The organism is Marivirga salinae, assembly GCF_030503855.1.
GTDB lineage: Bacteria > Bacteroidota > Bacteroidia > Cytophagales > Cyclobacteriaceae > Marivirga > Marivirga salinarum.
In genome coordinates, this window is record NZ_CP129971.1 from 1794445 (window position 1) to 1813444 (window position 19000).

Genomic DNA, 19000 nt, shown 5'->3' on the forward strand with positions numbered 1-19000 from the left:
TTTGTTTTGAAGCTTAAAAGCAACAAACATACCTAATTAGCAAATTAACGAAAATAATTACTCAATGCGGATATCTTTTAGATAAAGCTGTAAAGATTTTACGCCATTAAAGTGATTTTCTTGTATGGTAAATGCTATTTCAAAAGTATTTGAATTCATAATAAGCGCTTTGTATTCCGCCATTCCAAATCCGATGGCTGTAATTTTATTTTTCCCGCTTTTATCTTTAATGGTAAGTTTTAGATGTTTTTCTTTTAGAATCAAGGGTTCTCCTACTATTGATAAATTCTTAGCAGCAAAAACCGGTTGCATATTTCCAGGCCCAAAAGGATCCATTTGACTCAAGATAGAGTAAAATTTATCTGTAATTTGATCTAATTCAATATAACTATCAATATTTACTTTTGGAATGAGCTGCTCTTCGGTTATATGTTTTTGAACTATAGCTTCAAAAGCAGCAGCGAAATTAGGGATTTGATCTATTGAAAGCGTTAAACCAGCTGCATGTTTATGCCCCCCGAACTGTTCCAAATGTTCTTTGCACGACTCAATTGCTGAATAGAGATCAAAACCTTCTACAGATCGTGCAGAACCCGTTGCTTTTCCATTGGATTCAGTCATGATGATCGTAGGCCGATAATGATGTTCAATACATCTGGAAGCTACTATACCGATTACTCCTTTGTGCCAGTTTTTATTAAAAAGCACTGTACTTTTAGCGCTTAGTAGATTTTCGTTTTCTTCAATAGTGCTTAGGGCTTCAGCAGTAATATTTTGATCAAAATCTTTTCTAGTATTATTTTTAGTGGTGACATTTTCAGCAATAATTAAAGCCTCATCTTCATGGATGGCAGTTAATAATCTTACAGCTAAGTGAGCATGATCTATTCTGCCAGCAGCATTTATCCTTGGGCCAAGTTGGAAGACTAAATTGGATATGGTGATTTTATCTTTCAGTCCTGATGCTTGCAGTAATGCCTTTATTCCTGGTCTAGGGTTAAAATTAATTTTTTCTAATCCATAAAAAGCTAATGTTCTATTTTCTCCAGTTACAGCTACAATATCAGCGGCAATGCTAATAGCAACCAAATCGAGTAACTCAAAAGCATGATGCTCAGGGATTTCTTTTTGAATACAAAAAGCTTGAATAAGCTTGAAGCCGACCCCACAACCCGACAGTTCTTTAAAAGGGTAGGAGCAATCTTTTCTTTTAGGATCCAAAACAGCAATTGCTTCAGGTAAGGTTTCACCTGGATTATGGTGATCGCAAATAATAAAGTCAATATCTTTTGAATTAGCATAATTAACTTGATCTAAAGCTTTTATGCCGCAATCAAGTGAAATGATAAGGCCACAATTATTCTCCTTTGCATAATCAATGCCTTTGATTGAGATTCCATAGCCTTCCAAATACCTATCTGGAATGTAGTAGAAAAGATTTTTGCAATAATTCTTTAAGAAGCTGTACATCATAGCAACAGATGTAGAACCATCCACATCATAATCCCCATAAACCAGAATTGGCTCATTGTTGTCAATGGCTTTTATTAATCTATTAACAGCAATTGACATATCCTGCATCAGAAATGGATCATGACAGTCTTCAATCGAAGGTCTGAAATAAGATTTTGCCTCTTCAAAACTGGTAATTCCTCTATTTACCAATATTTTGGATAGGACAGGATTGATATTAATTGATTGACTTAATTCATCAACTTTAGGGGACTGAGGTTCTGGTTCTATAATCCACTTTTTTTGTTTTGGCATACTACAAAATTAAAAAGGCTTCGATTAATACCGAAGCCTTTCTTAAAAATGATTTATTTGAATGTCTGATATTGAGTTACACCTTACTTTATCAATATAAATATCCTTATCTAAAATAGATAAAATTGCTATGTGATTTTGTATATTGAAATAATTCTAATATAATTGAAAAAACATAAACTATAGAATAAAAAATATTATGAAAAAACTATTAACAATTACCGTTGCTATTATTGCTTTAACACTTGTATCATGCAGTCAAGAGGAGAATTTGGTTGTGGAAAAAGAACAATTAGAAGGAATATTAATTGAAGAGTTTAATGACCAGAATCAAAGAACGATGCCCAGAAGAAAGGTGGATGGTGCAGGTGTAAGTGTAAGGAGATTGGCAGGTTCTTCAAGAACAGTTAATTCGTTGAATTCCTACAAATCAGAAGAAGTAAGTTATGCTCTTACAGATGAAAATGGAGAGTTCTCATTAGATGGAATTCCAGAAGGAAATTATGTAGTGGTTTTTGAATATGAGGATTTGCCAACCAATCCTGATTCGAATAACCAAATTATCATTTCAGGGTCTAATGATCAGAAAATATCTGTAGAGGGTCTTATTGAGAATGAGTCAATCTATATTGAGACTAGTGTCGAGTAATTAAATCTCAATGAGAATTTTTACTTCTCATTTTTTGTTAACAAAATTGAAGAATGGGTTGATCTTAGGGTTAACCTATTTTTTTTGTGTTATCATGATTTGTTGAGGAAAATATATGTCTTAGCTTCGGAAATAGAACTTTCCACATCATTATAACCTCAAAATATCATTTTTTTATTCGTGTTGCCTGATTAGATTTATGTGATTAAAAAAAGACCCATACAATCTTCCATTAGGGGTATGAAATAAGGCTTCGATCAATACCAAAGCCTTATTAGAAAATGATTTAGTAATTGCCTAAAACCCGCAAGCAACTTTAATAGCAGCTGAAAAATCATAGTGATAGTCATGCCATGACTCAATACTACAATATCTGCAATTAGCTCTAAACCAAAAAAATCATGGCATGACTACGGATTTAAGTAATTGTCATCATTCACCCACCATAACAAAAGCTCCCCAGTAGAATGGAGATTCATATTTTTCCTTAATGGTTTTTTGAGCGTCATTAAATGCGGTTAATTTATCTTTACCACCTATCCAGTTTTGATAGAAAGTAGTCATTAATTCTTGAGTTGCTTCATCATCAACAGACCACAAACTCATAATGATGGCTTCGGCTCCGGCAACTTGGAAAGCTCTTCTTAAACCGTAAACACCCTCGCCATTTTTTAATTCTCCCAAGCCAGTTTCACAAGCTGAAAGCACTACTAATTCCGTATCGTTTAAATTTAAGTTCATTGCCTCAAAGGCGGTTAGGATCCCATCTTGTTGGTTAGTTTCATTAATTCCTGAACTAATAAATGAGTTGGCGCCTGCCATAATCAAACCAGATTTCAGAAGAGGGTTTTGGCTGTATTTATCTTCTTCTGATTCACTCTTTGTTGATTCATTATCCTCAAGAAAAAAACCATGAGTTGCTATATGAAGAACCTTTGGGTTCTGGACACTTTTCAATTGCGTTTCATCTGCTTCATTTTCCAGATATGTGTTGGGTTTAGCTGAAGCATTATCACCATAAAGTTCATTGATTTTATTTACTTCTTCTTTTGTTCCAGGTAAAGCAGTAACTAAAGAATTACCTCTAATATAGCGTTGTAAATTACCTCTTAACCCTCTATTAAGACTTGCATTTTCTACAATTTTTTCGGCAATATCATCCTCTTCATCTTTTGATTCCATTATGCCTTTATTATAGTTAGGGAACCCAAAAAGACTAGGAGCTGAGGCTACCTTTGATTTACTATCATTATTAAAAGCAATTAGATCTTTTGTGTTGGTAACTAATTGGATGTTTTGTTCCTCCAACACATATTTTTCAGTATTAGAATTATATAATGTATTTACACTAATCTGATTATAAATACCGTCAGGTGAAAGGTATATTTTATCATATTGATTCGTTTTTTCTGCTATAGGTTTCCAATAGAATTGATAACTATACTGATCTTTTACTTTATATTTAATTGAGTTTCTATAATTTTTGATGTATTTATTTTCCAATTCTAGCCCATTCTCCAATAAAATGAGTTTCGGTTGTTTGGAATTCTTATCAATTAATAATGCAGCGTAATTAACCTTGTTTTCAAAAATGCCGCTACTATCAGGTTTGAATTTTCCAAACCTAATCATTTCTATAGCAGCCTCATTTTCTTTTAATTCATTTTGAACATCCTTCCACGTATAATCTTTGGCTACAAAAGCGTCTTCAAAATCTGATGATGCTCTGCTCAATTCTTTTTCCAATTCCTTCGATGAAGAAATCAAGGAGTCTAATTTTAGATCCTGTTGCGCTATTTCTTCTTCGGACATAGAATAAAGTTGGGCAATGAGTTCTTTTGTACTTATCCAGCTTTGATATTTATTTTTCAAGTCCTCGTTATCACTATTGAGAATATTTTTGCGCGCTTTTGCGGTGGCATACATAATTAAGCCTTTTGTCGCCAATTGATAATTGTACATATCACCTAATAAAGAGGGGTCTTTATCCATATAGGCAATAGCAAATGAATTATATTCTTCAAAGGTTGATCTTAAGGTGTTAGTATAAAAATTCGCTTTTTGCTGCTCACTTAAAGCTGGAAAGTAAGCTTCAATTTGTGCGAAATAATTATCAAAAGTTTCATTGAAATAGCTTTTCGCTTTTTTAGGATTGTCTTGAAACCAAGTGAGCTCAGCTAATTCTTTGCTGCTTTCTGCATAAAGAGGATGGTTTTTACTTAAATATTTTGCTCTTAATTCATGAGCTTGGTTAATATGTTTTTCAGCTTTTTTAATTTCATTCATTCTAAAATTAGCAATACCCCATTTAAGCTCATATTTAGAATACTCAGGATTACTTTTTTCCAAAATTAACTGAGAAGTATTGAAGCTCTTATTCATTAAAGTATAATACTTTTCTAAATCATTACTTTTACCAAGAGCTAATGCTTTTTCCTTTAAGTGGCGTGTGTATAATTCACTTTTTGTCCCCAAGTTTTGCTCGATGATATTTAGTGATTTGTCAAAATGTTTGAGGGCAGAATCTATTTCACCAATTTCGACTAGGTTTTGAGCATAATTATTGTGAATACTTGCATTGTGTAAGGTAGATTCTTCTCTAATTAAATCTTCTAGTATATTTAAAGCCTCATCATAAAGACCGATTTTCCAATATAAAATAGCTAGGTTGTTATTTGTTTTCTCTTTTAATAATTCATTTCCTGATAATTTAGCAGATATTTCAAGTGCTTGATTATAAAGTAATTCAGCTTCAGAATATTGGGAGCGGTAATAATAAGGAATAGCTAAGGTTACTAAGGCTTCAGCATATTGTACACTTTCCTTCCCAAAGTTTTTCTCAATAAATTGTAAATTTTCTTTTAAAATAGCTTCTGATTTAGAATAATAGCCAATATCAAAATAGGCCATTCCTAGTTCTTTATTAACTACATGTTGGTATTGTTCTTTTACGTAATCTAATTTTAATAATTTCTCTAGTATCTCCATTGATTTTCTATGATCACCCAAAACACCATAAGTTTTAGCTAATTCAATTTCGCTTTCCACATAGCCAATACTAGCAGTGCCTACGTTTTTTTTGTATATCTCGGAAGCTTCAGAAAAATTTTGTTTTGCTTTTTGGAAATCATTAATGAATAGTAAATAATAACCTAAATTGAAATGGATGTCGGCAATCAATACAGGATCTGAGCTAGGTAGCTTTTTACGCAGATTTAATTCTTTCTGCATAACTTCCAAAGCATTGTCCAAACTATCATAAGCTAAATAAGCATCTCCCAAATAATAAAGTAATTCGGCTGAAAGAGAATCCTTATCTGTATTACTTCTCTGAAGTATTTTATCTTGTTGTGATAAAATAAATTTGTATTCTTCAGAATTGAAGGCATTTTCAATTTTATTGTAGAATTCTAAATCACTTTCTTGTGCTTTTAAGCTAACTATAGAAGTAATTTGCAAGAGGAGTAATATCAGTAAAAAGTTTTTCATGATAAAATAGACATTATTAGGAATATAAAGTTAACACAAAAAAATAGTAATAAAAAAGTAAAAGTTTGCACTCATAGAACAACTTTTTAGCTTGTAAAGATAAAATTACCTCTAGATATTTGTCTTTGCGATCTTGTCTTCGCACTGTATAGATTACATTTAAGTTCTGTTAAAATGTTTGATTTTTGAAAAGCTTATGAAAACATAAGTCAGAATACAGGAACGAAATTTCAATAAATACTAAAACGGAAAGTATTTTTTCCGTTAAAATATTTCTTATTATAATTATATATTTTAGGATATTTGTTATCTTTGGGGTGTATTTTGAAATTACTCTATTTATGCGAAAACTTTTCCTCTCAGTATTTTTTTTACTTACAGTAACCTCAGTAATGGGGCAACTTTCAGTAGGGACTTTAACTAAAACACAAACGACTATTTGTTCTAATGGCCAAAGTACAATAACCGTTAATTGGTCTGGAGGAACTCCTAATTACACTGTAAATTTTAACGTAATGGATCCAAATAACGTTAGTGCTGTGCTCAGAACTTTTACGCGGGAAGATGTAAGTGTTACCAGTGCTACTTATGGTTATCAGCCTCAAAATGCTGACATAATAGGTATATCAGGCGATGCTACCATACAGGTAGAAGTTATTGATGCCGGCAGTGAATCTGTGGTTTTCCCACTAACGACAATATCGGTAACACCGGGCCCAACAGCGGATGCTGGTCCTGACCAAACAATATGCGAAAGTGGAAGTGTAAATCTGGCAGGTTCTGCATCGAACTACTCAAGTGTGAGTTGGTCCTCGAGCGGAACGGGTACTTTTGATGACGCTTCAAGTCTGTCTCCCATATATACACCTAGTACAGCTGATGCACAGGATGGTTTTATAATCTTAACCTTAGATGTATTTAGTGATGATGTTAATTGTAGTTCAGAATTTGCAGACATGTTTTTAACGATTGAGAGTGCACCAAATGCAGGTACATATATTGGTACCGCTGCAGACGTTTGTAATTCAGAAACTGCCTTCGACTTAAATACTTTATTAGACGGTAGTCAAGATGTTGGAGGAAGCTGGTCGGATGATGACGGAAGTGGTGCTTTTATTTCTGGTTCTGTTGTTGATTTCATAGAAGTGTTAGCAGGGACTTATAATTTCACTTATACAGTTGTTGGATCTGGTGCGTGCCCTGATGATGTAGAAACTGTTACAGTGAATGTTTCGGAGGCACCATTTGCAGGTTTTTATGTTGGAAACCCCGCACCAGTATGTAACTCGGAGACTGCTTTCGACTTAACTACTGGTTTAGACGGTAGCCAGTATTTTGGAGGTACTTGGTCTGACGACAATGGAAGTGGAGCTATTATTTCTGGGGATTTCGCAGATTTTACTGGTGTTAGCCCCGGAACTTATGACTTCACTTATACCGTTACTGGACCTGGAGCCTGCCCAGATGATTCAGAAACTGTTTCTATTAATGTTGAAGCTGAACCAAGTGCGGGTACGTATATTGGAGTTGCTGCTGAGATTTGCACTCTTGACCCTCCGTTTGATTTGAGTACTTTATTAGATGGCAGTCAAGACGGAGGAGGATTTTGGAATGATATTAGTGGGAGTGAAGCATCAATTTCCGGTGATTTAGCCGACTTTGGTCCCGTATTACCCGGGACATATGATTTTGAATATGTAGTTACTGGTGCAGGTAGTTGTCCATCTGCCACAGAGGTGGTTACCGTTAATTTATCTCCTCCTCCCAATGCGGGAACATATTTAGGTACGCCTGGTGAGGCGTGTACGAATGATTCTGCTTTTGATCTTTCAATTCTTCTTGATGGAACTGAAGATTTGGGAGGAGCCTGGTCAGATTTAGACGGTAGTGGCGCTTCGATTGCTGGGAATTCAGCTGATTTCAATGGGATAGTTGCAGGTACTTACGACTTTGTCTACACAGTTGCTGGAGTAGGAAGCTGTGCTGATGCTACTTCTACAGTAACGGTAAATATTTCTGAAGCTCCCACCGTAAGTGTTGATTCAGAAACTGCAATCTGCGAAGGGGAAACCTTAGATTTGACTGCTGTTAGTCCTTCTTTTACATTGTCAACAGGTGTGCAGTGGACTACTTCAGGTGATGGAAGTTTCACTCCCGATGCTAATTCCCTGACACCAACCTATAATCCTGGCCCGATAGACATGAATGCCGGATCAGTTAATTTAACCATCACCACTACAGGAAATGGAATCTGCTCAGCATCATCAGCCATAGTAAATGTTAATATAAGCCGTACAAATAATGCAGGCACTTATGTTGGTACAGCTGCAGAAGTCTGTGCTACCGAAACAGCTTTTGATTTCACTACATTACTTGATGGTAGCCAGGATGCTGGCGGTAGTTGGATAGATAGTGATGGAAGCGGAGCTACAATTTCTGGAGATTTTGGAGATTTTAATGGAGTGAACGCTGGAACTTATAATTTTGAGTATTTAGTTTCCGATGGGGTTTGTGCCGATGCGGTATCTTCTGTTGCGGTAGTAGTAAATAATATACCTCAAATAACTATAAACACTTCAATTGAATCTTGCGGTGGGGTAGTACTTGATCTGTCCGCGGCAAATCCTGCTTTTTCATCTTTTGAAAGCTTGCTGTGGAGTAGCAGTGGAGATGGCTCTTTTAATGATAACGCTGTTGCAGAGCCACTTTATACGCCTGGAATTAATGATTTGGTAAACGGATCTGTTACTTTAACTGTTCAAGCTTCAGCGCTTGGGAGTTGTGTCGATGTTTCTGAAAGCATATTGGTGACTTTTAAAGAAAGTCCTGAAATTACCTTTCCAGCGAACAAAGTGTTTTACCAGGAAAATGCTGAAATAGATTTGAATCAATTCAGTGATCAAATTCAGATTACTGGAGCAGACACTTATAGTTGGAACATCATCTCAGGCGAAGGTACTTTTGCAGCAGGAGCTGCTTCTTCTACTCAAGTTTACCCTGTCTATACGCAAAATGAAAGTAGTTTCCCTGCAACTATTGTTTTGCAATTAGTAGCAACTAATACAACGACTTCGTGTCCTACTTCTAAGAATTTTGAGTTTGTGATTTATGATAACCCTGACTACGAAGCATTGATCGATTTATATAATCTTAACAATGGTGAATCGTGGAGCGATAACGCAAACTGGTTGAGTGATGGGACAAGCATTGGTGATTGGTCAGGAATTACGGTTGATGGAGATAATAGAGTAATTGGCATCGACTTAACCGCAAATGGTATTGAAGATATCACCCCATTGTTGTCGATGGTAAATAATTTGACGTTGTTTGATATAAGTGGAAATAAGTTGAGTTTTGAACAACTGCAGCCTTTTAGTGCGGTTCCAGATTTCGTTTTCGGCAATCAGGATTTTGAATATACTATTCCAAATGAAATTTTTGAAAGCTTAGGTACTGATATTTCGATTACAGTGGAAGCGAATGCTAGTGCGAATACTTTTCAGTGGTTTAAAGATTCTGTACCAATAGAAGGTGAAACAAATCAGACTCTTAATTTGACAAATGCACAAAGATCAGATGAAGGTTTTTACTATGTTGAAATAAATAATTCAAATTTACCTGATTTGACTTTGGTTTCAACTATCACTGAAGTAAAAATATCTTCTTTAGAAAGGGATGTAATTGCACTTAGAGAATTTTATGATTCAACTAATGGAGATGGGTGGAGCACTATTGTTTGGGATACTACATCTGACAACCCAACTGAATGGTCTGCAAACGATCAAGATATAATTGTAGAAGATAATAGAGTAGTTGAAATTAATTTACCAGAGAATAATTTGACTGGTTCAGTTCCAAATGCTTTAAATGAAGTTAGAGGTTTACGGACTATCAATTTTGCTAATAATGCTATTGAAGACTTAGCTGATTTGACTGCTTTACCAAATTTAACTCAATTAGATTTAAGCGGAAATGCTTTAGGATATGATGATTTAGAACGGAATATTTCAGTTGAAGGATTTGAATTTAATAGTCAAGCAAATTTTGGAAGTGAACCAGATCGAAAAATCCCCCAAGGTTATGATTTTACTTTGAGCTATGAAGTCGATGGTTCAGCAAATGTTTATGAATGGTATAGAAATGATGAATTAATCAGCACTGAAGATGCAAGTAAAATCACTATTGAATCTATTACTTTTGGAAATATGGGAGAGTACAGATTGGAAGTGAAAAATACAGTCGTCAATGCGGTGAACTCGGAATTTACTTTAAATTCAAATCCAGTAAGCATTATTGCAACTTCAGTAATTTCTGGTAATGTGCAAGATGCTAATGAATTTGCTACAGAAAGTGGGCGAATTTACCCGTTTAGTGTTTCAACTGATGGTTCTTATGATAGTGTAAGACTTGAGAATGGAAATTACTATATGAATATTCAAGCCAACGGTTTTTTTGAAATAGCGAATATTGAATTGGGTGATTATGTAATTTTTGTCAACAATGACGAAAATAGTTATCCTGAGTTATTGAATACCTATTATCCAAATACCATTGACTGGGAATTGGCGGAAATTGTTAGCTTAAGATCAGATATTAATGATTTATTGATAACAATGGAAGGAGAACCCCAAGAGCTAACAGGAACTTCGGTATTAAGTGGTTATTTGGAGGAAGAATATGAAGAGGGAGAAAGAAAGTTACCTAGAAGAAAGGTGAGTGGTGCTGGTGTAAGTGTAAGAACATTGTCTGGTTCAAGTCGTGAAATCTCCTTTAGATCAATTTTACAAAATAATGAGTTAGTGGCTTATCTGGAAACTGATGAAAATGGTGAATTTGAAATACCTAATCTTCCAGCAGGACGGTATTCAATTAAATTTGATATTCCGGGGGTTCCAATGAATCAACAATCTGAAATTAACTTTGATTTTACGGGTGAAGATCAAGAGGCTCTTGAAATAGCAGCTGTTTCCGATAATGGCCAGATTACTGTATCAAAAGTAAAATATACTGCTAATAAATCAGAATTGTTAAAGAATATTACGGTCTATCCCAACCCTTCTGATGGGAGATTTAAAATAGCTGGAACTGAAGCTATTTCAAATATTAAACTCATTAGTTCAGAAGGAAGATTGATTGAAGAAATTACAGATTTCAATTCTATTTCTAATGAAGTAGAATTAGACATTAGTAATTATCCTGATGGCATGTACTTCATGCAAATCATTTGGAATGATGGATTACAAAGCATGAATAAGTTAATCAAAGAATAATTAATATATAAATAACTTTATTGACATGGGCTGTCCGTAATTGGTCAGCCTATTTTATTTTCAGTTTCATTCAATATTTCAACAGTTGTGGTAGTTATATTGCTAAAGAAATCAGGAATCTAATATGAGATTAATATTTACCCTATTCATTTTTATCATGAGTAATCAAATAATTGCTCAGAATGATAATATCCATACTTCTTTTCAACTTAATATTGATAATAATCAAAGGTTAATTCAAGAGACTACTTTCAGCTTTACAGCAATTGCCCTAAAGTCAAGAGAGATAGATGATTTTTCAAAGATCGGTTTTATTTATATGTCAGATACCATCTATTTTTCAAATGATTTACATTCAAATGAAAACTCCGAATATTTTTATTCTAGTTTAATTCATTTTGACGAAGCTTTAAAATCAATTGAGTTATTCAGCCAGGACAAGATTGATGAATTGGAGGTTGTTCTCATAAATGGTAGTGGGAACTATTCTGATTTTTCACAAAGGCAAAATCAATCAATTCAAAATATTAATTGTGAATTAAATGGAGTTATTCAGCAATCAGAATGGAGAGCTGGACTTCCTGAACCTTCTTACAATAGAGTCTTCACGACTACTGAAAATATGATAGTGCATCATTCAGCTGGTTCTAATAATATTTCTGATTTTACCCAGGCCGTGCGCGATATTTATATTTATCATACAGAGGAAAACGGTTGGTCAGATATAGGCTATAATTATTTAGTTGCTCCTGATGGTGTTGTTTACGCTGGAAGAGATCCTGCTGATGGTAAACAGGATGAGGTAATGGGAGCGCATTTTTGTGGCTCCAATTCCAATACTATGGGTGTGTGCCTTATGGGAAATTATGAAACCGTTGAGCCGACTTCAATTATGATAGAGAGCCTTGAGAAGGTTTTAAGTTGGAAGGCCTTCACAGATGAATTAAATGTTTTAGAAAGTAATACTCATCCTTTAAATTCTAATCTTGGTGTAATTGCTGGGCATCGAGATGGTTGTAGTACTGCATGTCCAGGAGAAAATGTTTATAAGCGATTGCAAGATATTCGAGTGAAAGTAGATGAGCAGTTGTCTGTTTGTAATGGGGAAGAGGAGGAGGAAGAAGAAAGCCCTGTGGTTGAATTAGAAATCGATTCTATCCTAAATCAAAAAATTTATCCTAATCCAATAAAAACTGATTTTTCATTTAGTTTTAATATTTCACAAAATAAACAAGATGATTTGGATTATATTCTGGTTTTTAATCAAGAAGGTAAAAGTATAAAGTGGCAAAATCTTTATTTCTATGAAAATAAACTAGAAGTAAAACTACCCAATACTTTAAAACCAGGTATTTATTTTTTACAGACCATTTTCAAAGATGGAGAGAAGAAATCACAGCAATTTTTAATACAGTAAGTCTAGTTTCTATTTTTTGTTTTTGGATTGCCTTTCAACCATATTTGCAATTCATAAATCAGAATACCCTTGCAAAAAATTAAAACTATCATTTTCGATTTAGGAGGTGTAATCATTAACTTATATGTTGATAAAACCATCTCAGCATTTTCTAAATTATCTGGCTTGTCTGATAAGGAAGTAGAAAAAGCATATTTATCAGCCGATGTTTTTAAAGAGTATGAAAAAGGGCTGATATCCGATGCTGAATTTCGAAATAGTTTAAAGGCTAATTTTAATTTGAAAGCAACTGATACAGAAATTGATGAAGCTTGGAATGCTATGCTAGGTGAAATTCCAGCTGATAGAATTGAAGCTATAAAGAGTTTAATGCGAGATTATAAGTGCATTGTTTTAAGCAATACCAATGCGATTCATGCTAAGGCCTTCCATGAAAAATTAACAGACTCTTTTCAATATCAGCATTTAAATGATCTCTTTCATGAAGTGTATTTTTCTCACGAATTGAATCAAAGAAAGCCTGATCAAGAAATCTATCAAAATGTTTTAGGCCTGTCCCAAACAGAAGCTGGCAAAGCCCTGTTTATGGATGACTCCCAATTAAATTTGGATTCTGCATCTGAACTAGGAATTCAAACACTACACATTCCTAGAAATAATGGTTTTATAAATTTAGTAGAGGATAAATTATCTAAAATATGATTGAGAAAAATACCCGTTACTATGCAAAGAAAATTATTCTCTTTGTATTAACCTTCATTACTACAACACTAGCAGGTTCGGAATGGGTTACCAATCGTATTATTTTCTATTCTCCCGATTATTCTTGGGCCGATTTCCTTGCAGGGATGCATTATTCAATTCCATTTTTATTCATTCTAACTGTACACGAATTTGGTCACTTTTTTATGGCTAAATACCATAAAGTAGAAGTTACACTTCCTAATTATATTCCGCTTTGGTTGGGATTTATGGGTTCTGTTTCTTTCGGTACATTAGGGGCATTAATTCAGATCGTTGGGCCTATTAAATCCAGAAAGCAGTTTTTTGATATTGGCATTGCGGGGCCAATAGCTGGTTTTGTAGTGGCATTAGGTGTTTTGTTTTATGGATTTACTAATTTACCTGAACCTGAATATATATTTGAGATTCACCCTGAATACGAGCAATATGGAATGGATTATGCCGACCATGTTTATGATGATGAAGAAATAATGAGTATAAGTTTAGGGAATAGTCTACTGTTTAGTTGGTTTGAGAATAATGTAGCTGACCCTGAGCGATTGCCCAATCACAGAGAAATTATTCATTATCCTTATTTGTTTGCAGGCTTTTTAGCACTATTCTTTACAGCTTTAAATTTAATTCCTATTGGTCAGCTGGATGGAGGGCATGTGATTTATGGCTTATTTGGAGCCAAAAATCATCAAATCATCGCCTTTACCCTCTATATGATTTTCACATTTGTAGCAGGCTTAGGATTGATCACTGCTGGAATAGATTTAGGTGATTTTGCTTTATACAGTACCATGTATGTAGGCTTTTTATATTTCTCTTTCAAAGGCTTAGGATTTCAACAATCCACAACCTTAATGTTAGCAGTGGGCATGTTTGTCGCACAATATTTAACATCCTATATATTTCCTTCTGTTACAGGTTTTTCAGGTTATTTACTCTTTGTATTTCTGTTAGGAAGATTGATCGGTGTTAAACATCCAGTCGCCCCTGATGACACCCCACTTAGCACAGGAAGAAAAGTATTAGGCTGGATTTGTCTCATTATTTTCATTATCTGTTTTAGTTTTGAGCCTTTGGTTTTGGAGTGATTGAAACTTTAAAAGCCAAAGTCTTTGAAGGGTTAACCACGAAGTTACACTGAGTTTTACACCAAGAACACAATGGACAGTAATAGGCTGTTAAAACTATTCTTGCCAATACTCAAAAACCATGTAACACAAGAAATGAGTAAATGACACATTAGAATCCTTAAATGGATTATTATTTTCCTTAGCGAAAACTTCGCGCCTTGGCGAGATTCTTTAAGAAGGCGCATCTTTGATGCCTTTCAAGAAGGAAGACTCTGTTGGAAAGTTGAATTTTTCATAATTAAAATACTATTTTTGCGTTCATCAATCACAACAAACCATAAAATTCTGAATGTCCATTCTTGTTAAGGGTCTTATTAAAAAATATGGAGAGCAGACTGCTGTCAATGATATTTCTTTTGAGATCAAGAAAGGAAATATTGTAGGCTTTTTGGGGCCAAATGGAGCGGGGAAATCCACTACCATGAAAATGATCACAGGTACCTTGCCTGCTGATGCCGGAATTGTGGAGGTAGATGGAATAGATGTTGGGCAACAACCTTTAGAAATCAAAAAGCATATCGGATATCTTCCTGAGCATAATCCTTTGTATTTGGATATGTACGTGCATGAGTTTTTACGCTTTTGCGGAGGAATTTACGGGATGTCTGGCAGAGGATTGAAAAATAGAGTGGCTGATTTGGTGGAATTATGCGGACTTCAAAAGGAGCAGAACAAGCAAATTGGAGCTTTATCCAAAGGGTATCGACAAAGAGTCGGACTTGCTCAAGCTTTGGTGCATGATCCTTCTGTTTTAATTTTAGATGAACCTACTACAGGTTTGGATCCCAATCAAATCATTGAAATACGAAATCTAATTTTATCCATTAGTCAAGATAAAACGGTTTTGTTGAGCACTCACATCATGCAGGAAGTGCAAGCACTTTGTAATCGAGCTATCATCATCAAGGAAGGTAGATTGGTTGCAGATCAGTCGGTAAATGAATTAACAGAGGAAAAAGAGAAGTTTACCATTAAAATAGAACTCGAAAAACAGGCGGATTTATCATTTTGGACTACCCATCAAGAAGTCAATACTTTAAAGTTGGTGACTGAAACAGAATATTTATTGGAAACCACAAAAGATATCAGAAAGGAAATTCTGAATTGGGTCACCCAAAACGATGTGGATTTAGTCGGAATTTCATTAGAAAAAGGCAATATGGAAGAAGTGTTTCACAAACTCACCCAAAATAACTGAGCCTATGTGGAGTATTTTTACAAAAGAAATCAACAGCTTTTTAAATTCACTCATTGCCTATCTGGTCATGGGTGTTTTTTTGGTCAGCATGGGATTGTTGGTTTGGGTTTTTCCTGATACTGCCATCTTTGAGTATGGTTATGCCGATATGGGCATTTTCTTCAATTTGGCACCTTATGTCTTAATGTTTTTAATTCCAGCCATTACCATGAAAGCCTTGGCTGAAGAATCCAAAAGCGGCACTTTTGAATTGCTGATGACCAAACCCATTACAGAGCTTAAATTATTATTGGGTAAATATTTAGCAGGTTTGGTGCTAGTGGTGATTTCATTGATTCCCACTTTAGTTTATTATTTCTCTTTGTCTTACCTCAGCAATCCCGTTGGAAATATTGATTCAGCAGGGATAATGGGAGCTTATGTAGGCTTGCTGTTTTTGGTTTCTGCCTATACGGGCATCGGAATTTTTGCCTCTTCCTTATCTGAAAATCAGATTGTGGCTTTTATCATAGCGGTTTTCATCAGCTTTATCTTCTTTATGGGATTCTCTTCCTTAGCGGATTTGCCATTTTTAACTAATGCTAGTATTCAAATTGAAAAAATAGGCATGCTAGCCCATTATGATTCATTAGGGAAAGGAGTCATTGATTTTCGAGATGTGCTGTATTTTCTTTCTATTACAGCATTATTTTTAGGAGCTACTTTTTGGGTTTTAAAATTGAGAAAATGGAATTCTTAAAGAGTAAGTCAACAGAATATACGCTCAAGTTTTTGATCCTGCTCACTTTGGTGATATTGGTAAACCTTGCCATGCGCCATCAGATTTTCCGTTGGGATTTGACAGAAGAAAAGCGCTATTCTATGAATGAAGCGACTATTTCTATGCTTCAAAACCTAGAAGAACCGGTTTATGTGGAGGTTTATTTGGCGGGAGATATAAATGCGGAGTTTAGTCGTTTACAAACTTCCATTAAGCAGACATTAGAGCAATTTAAAACTTATGCTTACGGAAATATGCAATATAGTTTCATCAATCCAGATGAAGCCAGTTCAGCAAATGCACGAAATGAATTTTATAGATATTTAGTAGATAAAGGGATTCAGCCGACCACCGTTTTTGACAGTGAGGAGGGTAGGAAATCCCAAAAATTGATTTTCCCTGGAGCCGAAATTTCTTATGGTGGAAGGAGTTTGCCTGTTATTCTATTAAATGGAAATAATGCAGCAGGGGCTAGCCAAGCCATCACCCAATCAATAGAGAATTTGGAGTATGAATTAGCCAGTACTATTAAAAGCCTTGCAAATCCTGATCGACAGAGTGTGGCTTTGTTTCAAGGGAAAGGAGTGCCTTCAGGAGATGTGTTGAAAGGATTGAATGATGCGGTTTCTTCAAAATACGATTTAATTCCTGTTCAAAATACTGAAAGGCTGTCCAATTTTGATGCTACCATATTTTTAAAACCAACTAAGGGTTTTAACAATTCCGAGCTTTATGATATTGACCAATTTATCATGAATGGAGGAAAAAGCTTGTTTTTCTTGGATGGCTTGATGATGGATGTGGATTCCATTAAGGATTATGGCGCTATGGCTTTACCTATTGAAACCGGGCTTGATGATTTATTATTCAAATATGGTGTTCGAGTAAATAAAGATGTATTGCAAGATGTTAATAGTGGGAATTTCCCAATCGTAACTGGAAATTTGGGCAAAGATCCACAAATTCAATTACTGCCTTGGCCCTATTATATCATTTTGAATAAATATGCTGATCATCCGATTGTAAGAAATATGAATGCGGTTTATGGCAAATTTGTGAGTTCAATTGATACAGTAACCGCAAGCGGGATTAAGAAAACGCCATTGATTTTTACTTCCGATTATACGCGAAAAATGAAAGGCCCCATTCACATTAGTTTTGAAAACTTAAGGGAAGATATTAAACCAGAAAACTTCAATTTGAAAAATGTACCAGTTACCTATTTGCTTGAAGGTAAATTCACTTCTGCTTATCAAAATCGTTTACCTCCTGAAGGGAGAGAGAATTCCAGCACAAAGAATAAAAGTAAGGAAAATTCAATCATAGTCGCTTCGGATGGTGATTTACTGTTGAGTGAAATTGATCGTAAAAATAATCAGCCTTTTCCTTTGGGAGTAGATCCTTATGCAAAACATCCATCTAATTTCGCTAACGATCAATTGATTCTCAATATGTTAAATTATTTATTGGATGAAGATGGATTGATTATTTCTAGGAATAAGGATTTAAAGATTCGTCCTTTAGATAAAGTGAAAGTATCGGAAGATAAAGTATGGTTGCAATTTGTAAACGTAGCTTTACCAATTGTTTTGATTGTACTTTTTGGCATTTTAAGATATTATTGGAGGAAGAGAAAATATTCAAAATTTAATGGCTAAGTCTCAATCAAAGAAAAATATCGTCTTATTATCTGTTTGGATCATTTTAGTTCTGCTGACTATTGTTGCCTACAGCTATAATCCTTATGAAAGAAAATCTACTTCTTTTGAAAAGGATTTGTTTGCTGTTGAAAATGCCAATCAAACAATTTCCCGAATTGAGTTAAATGGACAGGACTTCAATAATACTTTAAAGAAAAATGGCAATTCCTGGACTGTAAATCAAGAATATCTTTTGGATGCTTCCATGCAGCAAGTGTTTTTCAAATTATTGGAGCAAGTCAGTATTCAAAGACCGATAGTAGGGGAGAATTCAGCTAAGATTAAACAAAATGTATTGGACTCTGGAGTGCAGGTCAATATTTATGGGAATGAAAGCTTGTTGAATTCCTACACAGTAGGCGGTGATTTTCAAGCCATGCGCTCTTATTTCGTAAAGGGAGAGGATGTTTATTTGGTTCAATTGCCAGGTTATCAAAGCTATGTAGCAGGGATTTTTGAAGTTCCTGAAAATGATTGGCGTGACCGAGTGATTTTTGATGGTATTTGGCAAGATATGGTCAGTTTAAAAATTGATAAACCAGATAAAAAAGCAGTAGAATTCAAGTATGATAACCGATTAATGCGCATCCAAAACCAGCAGGCAGATACGGCAGAAGTCATGAATTTCGTAGAGCGCTTTAATTATTTCTTCGTAGATCAATTTCTACCTGAAAACCATTTAGCTTTACAGAAAAAAGAAAGTTTTGATAAAGCCGGCACCATTGAAATTGAAGGCTTAGACAAAGATAAAAGTTTAAGACTGGAGCTGTTTAAAAACCCCGAATTCAATGCTTACTTAGTCCATATCAATGGCAAAGAATGGGCAGCAATAAGAAATGAAAGAATGGAGAAGATTTGGATAGAGTTGGAGAAGTTGTAGGG

Annotated in this window: 11 protein-coding genes; 9 read left to right on the forward strand and 2 right to left on the reverse strand. The window is 34.7% G+C overall.

Features of this window, described 5'->3' with window-relative positions; translation table 11 throughout:
* Window positions 1–57: 57 nt before the first annotated feature.
* Entirely contained in the window at window positions 58–1767 is a 1710-nt protein-coding gene (recJ, locus tag QYS49_RS07695; RefSeq protein WP_308351187.1) for a single-stranded-DNA-specific exonuclease RecJ, read from the reverse strand.
* A gap of 199 nt (window positions 1768–1966) precedes the next feature.
* Between recJ and QYS49_RS07700 the strand changes: the two genes are divergently transcribed.
* Window positions 1967–2416, forward strand: a complete 450-nt coding sequence (locus QYS49_RS07700) for a carboxypeptidase regulatory-like domain-containing protein (RefSeq protein ID WP_308351188.1) — start codon at window positions 1967–1969, stop codon at window positions 2414–2416.
* 432 nt (window positions 2417–2848) lie between these two features.
* Here the strand turns inward: QYS49_RS07700 and QYS49_RS07705 are convergent, their stop codons facing one another.
* Window positions 2849–5905, reverse strand: a complete 3057-nt coding sequence (locus tag QYS49_RS07705) for a CHAT domain-containing protein (protein ID WP_308351189.1) — start codon at window positions 5903–5905, stop codon at window positions 2849–2851.
* A gap of 341 nt (window positions 5906–6246) precedes the next feature.
* Here QYS49_RS07705 and QYS49_RS07710 point away from each other — a divergent pair, with 341 nt between their 5' ends.
* The 8 genes from QYS49_RS07710 to QYS49_RS07745 all read left to right on the forward strand — a co-directional run bounded on the left by QYS49_RS07710 (window position 6247) and on the right by QYS49_RS07745 (window position 18998).
* Window positions 6247–11175, forward strand: coding sequence for a T9SS type A sorting domain-containing protein (locus QYS49_RS07710; protein ID WP_308351190.1), 4929 nt, complete (start codon window positions 6247–6249; stop codon window positions 11173–11175).
* Between the two features lie 157 nt (window positions 11176–11332).
* Entirely contained in the window at window positions 11333–12592 is a 1260-nt protein-coding gene (locus QYS49_RS07715) for an N-acetylmuramoyl-L-alanine amidase (protein ID WP_308351191.1), read from the forward strand.
* Window positions 12593–12661: 69 nt separating this feature from the next.
* Window positions 12662–13294, forward strand: a complete 633-nt coding sequence (locus tag QYS49_RS07720) for an HAD family hydrolase (protein WP_308351192.1) — start codon at window positions 12662–12664, stop codon at window positions 13292–13294.
* A complete protein-coding gene (locus QYS49_RS07725) occupies window positions 13291–14418 on the forward strand; it encodes a site-2 protease family protein (protein ID WP_308351193.1) in 1128 nt (375 codons plus the stop codon). The genes QYS49_RS07720 and QYS49_RS07725 overlap by 4 nt, the downstream gene beginning before the upstream one ends.
* A 331-nt stretch (window positions 14419–14749) precedes the next feature.
* The gene (gldA, locus tag QYS49_RS07730; protein WP_308351195.1) at window positions 14750–15658 is read left to right on the forward strand and encodes a gliding motility-associated ABC transporter ATP-binding subunit GldA; all 909 of its coding nucleotides are present in this window, start codon (window positions 14750–14752) and stop codon (window positions 15656–15658) included.
* A gap of 4 nt (window positions 15659–15662) precedes the next feature.
* Window positions 15663–16397, forward strand: a complete 735-nt coding sequence (gldF, locus tag QYS49_RS07735) for a gliding motility-associated ABC transporter permease subunit GldF (protein ID WP_308351196.1) — start codon at window positions 15663–15665, stop codon at window positions 16395–16397.
* Complete coding sequence (gldG, locus tag QYS49_RS07740; protein ID WP_308351197.1) at window positions 16385–18076, forward strand: gliding motility-associated ABC transporter substrate-binding protein GldG; 1692 nt, start codon at window positions 16385–16387, stop codon at window positions 18074–18076. The genes gldF and gldG overlap by 13 nt, the downstream gene beginning before the upstream one ends.
* Window positions 18069–18998 (forward strand): hypothetical protein, encoded by a 930-nt coding sequence (locus tag QYS49_RS07745; protein ID WP_308351198.1) that lies wholly within the window; start codon window positions 18069–18071, stop codon window positions 18996–18998. The genes gldG and QYS49_RS07745 overlap by 8 nt, the downstream gene beginning before the upstream one ends.
* Window positions 18999–19000: the final 2 nt, after the last annotated feature.

Bases quoted from the DNA above. Each gene is read 5' to 3' on its own strand.
- recJ (WP_308351187.1), bottom strand. From the start codon at position 1,767: ATGCCAAAACAAAAAAAGTGGATTATAGAACCAGAACCTCAGTCCCCT.
- QYS49_RS07700 (WP_308351188.1), top strand. From the start codon at position 1,967: ATGAAAAAACTATTAACAATTACCGTTGCTATTATTGCTTTAACACTT.
- QYS49_RS07705 (WP_308351189.1), bottom strand. From the start codon at position 5,905: ATGAAAAACTTTTTACTGATATTACTCCTCTTGCAAATTACTTCTATA.
- QYS49_RS07710 (WP_308351190.1), top strand. From the start codon at position 6,247: ATGCGAAAACTTTTCCTCTCAGTATTTTTTTTACTTACAGTAACCTCA.
- QYS49_RS07715 (WP_308351191.1), top strand. From the start codon at position 11,333: ATGAGTAATCAAATAATTGCTCAGAATGATAATATCCATACTTCTTTT.
- QYS49_RS07725 (WP_308351193.1), top strand. From the start codon at position 13,291: ATGATTGAGAAAAATACCCGTTACTATGCAAAGAAAATTATTCTCTTT.
- gldA (WP_308351195.1), top strand. From the start codon at position 14,750: ATGTCCATTCTTGTTAAGGGTCTTATTAAAAAATATGGAGAGCAGACT.
- gldF (WP_308351196.1), top strand. From the start codon at position 15,663: ATGTGGAGTATTTTTACAAAAGAAATCAACAGCTTTTTAAATTCACTC.
- gldG (WP_308351197.1), top strand. From the start codon at position 16,385: ATGGAATTCTTAAAGAGTAAGTCAACAGAATATACGCTCAAGTTTTTG.
- QYS49_RS07745 (WP_308351198.1), top strand. From the start codon at position 18,069: ATGGCTAAGTCTCAATCAAAGAAAAATATCGTCTTATTATCTGTTTGG.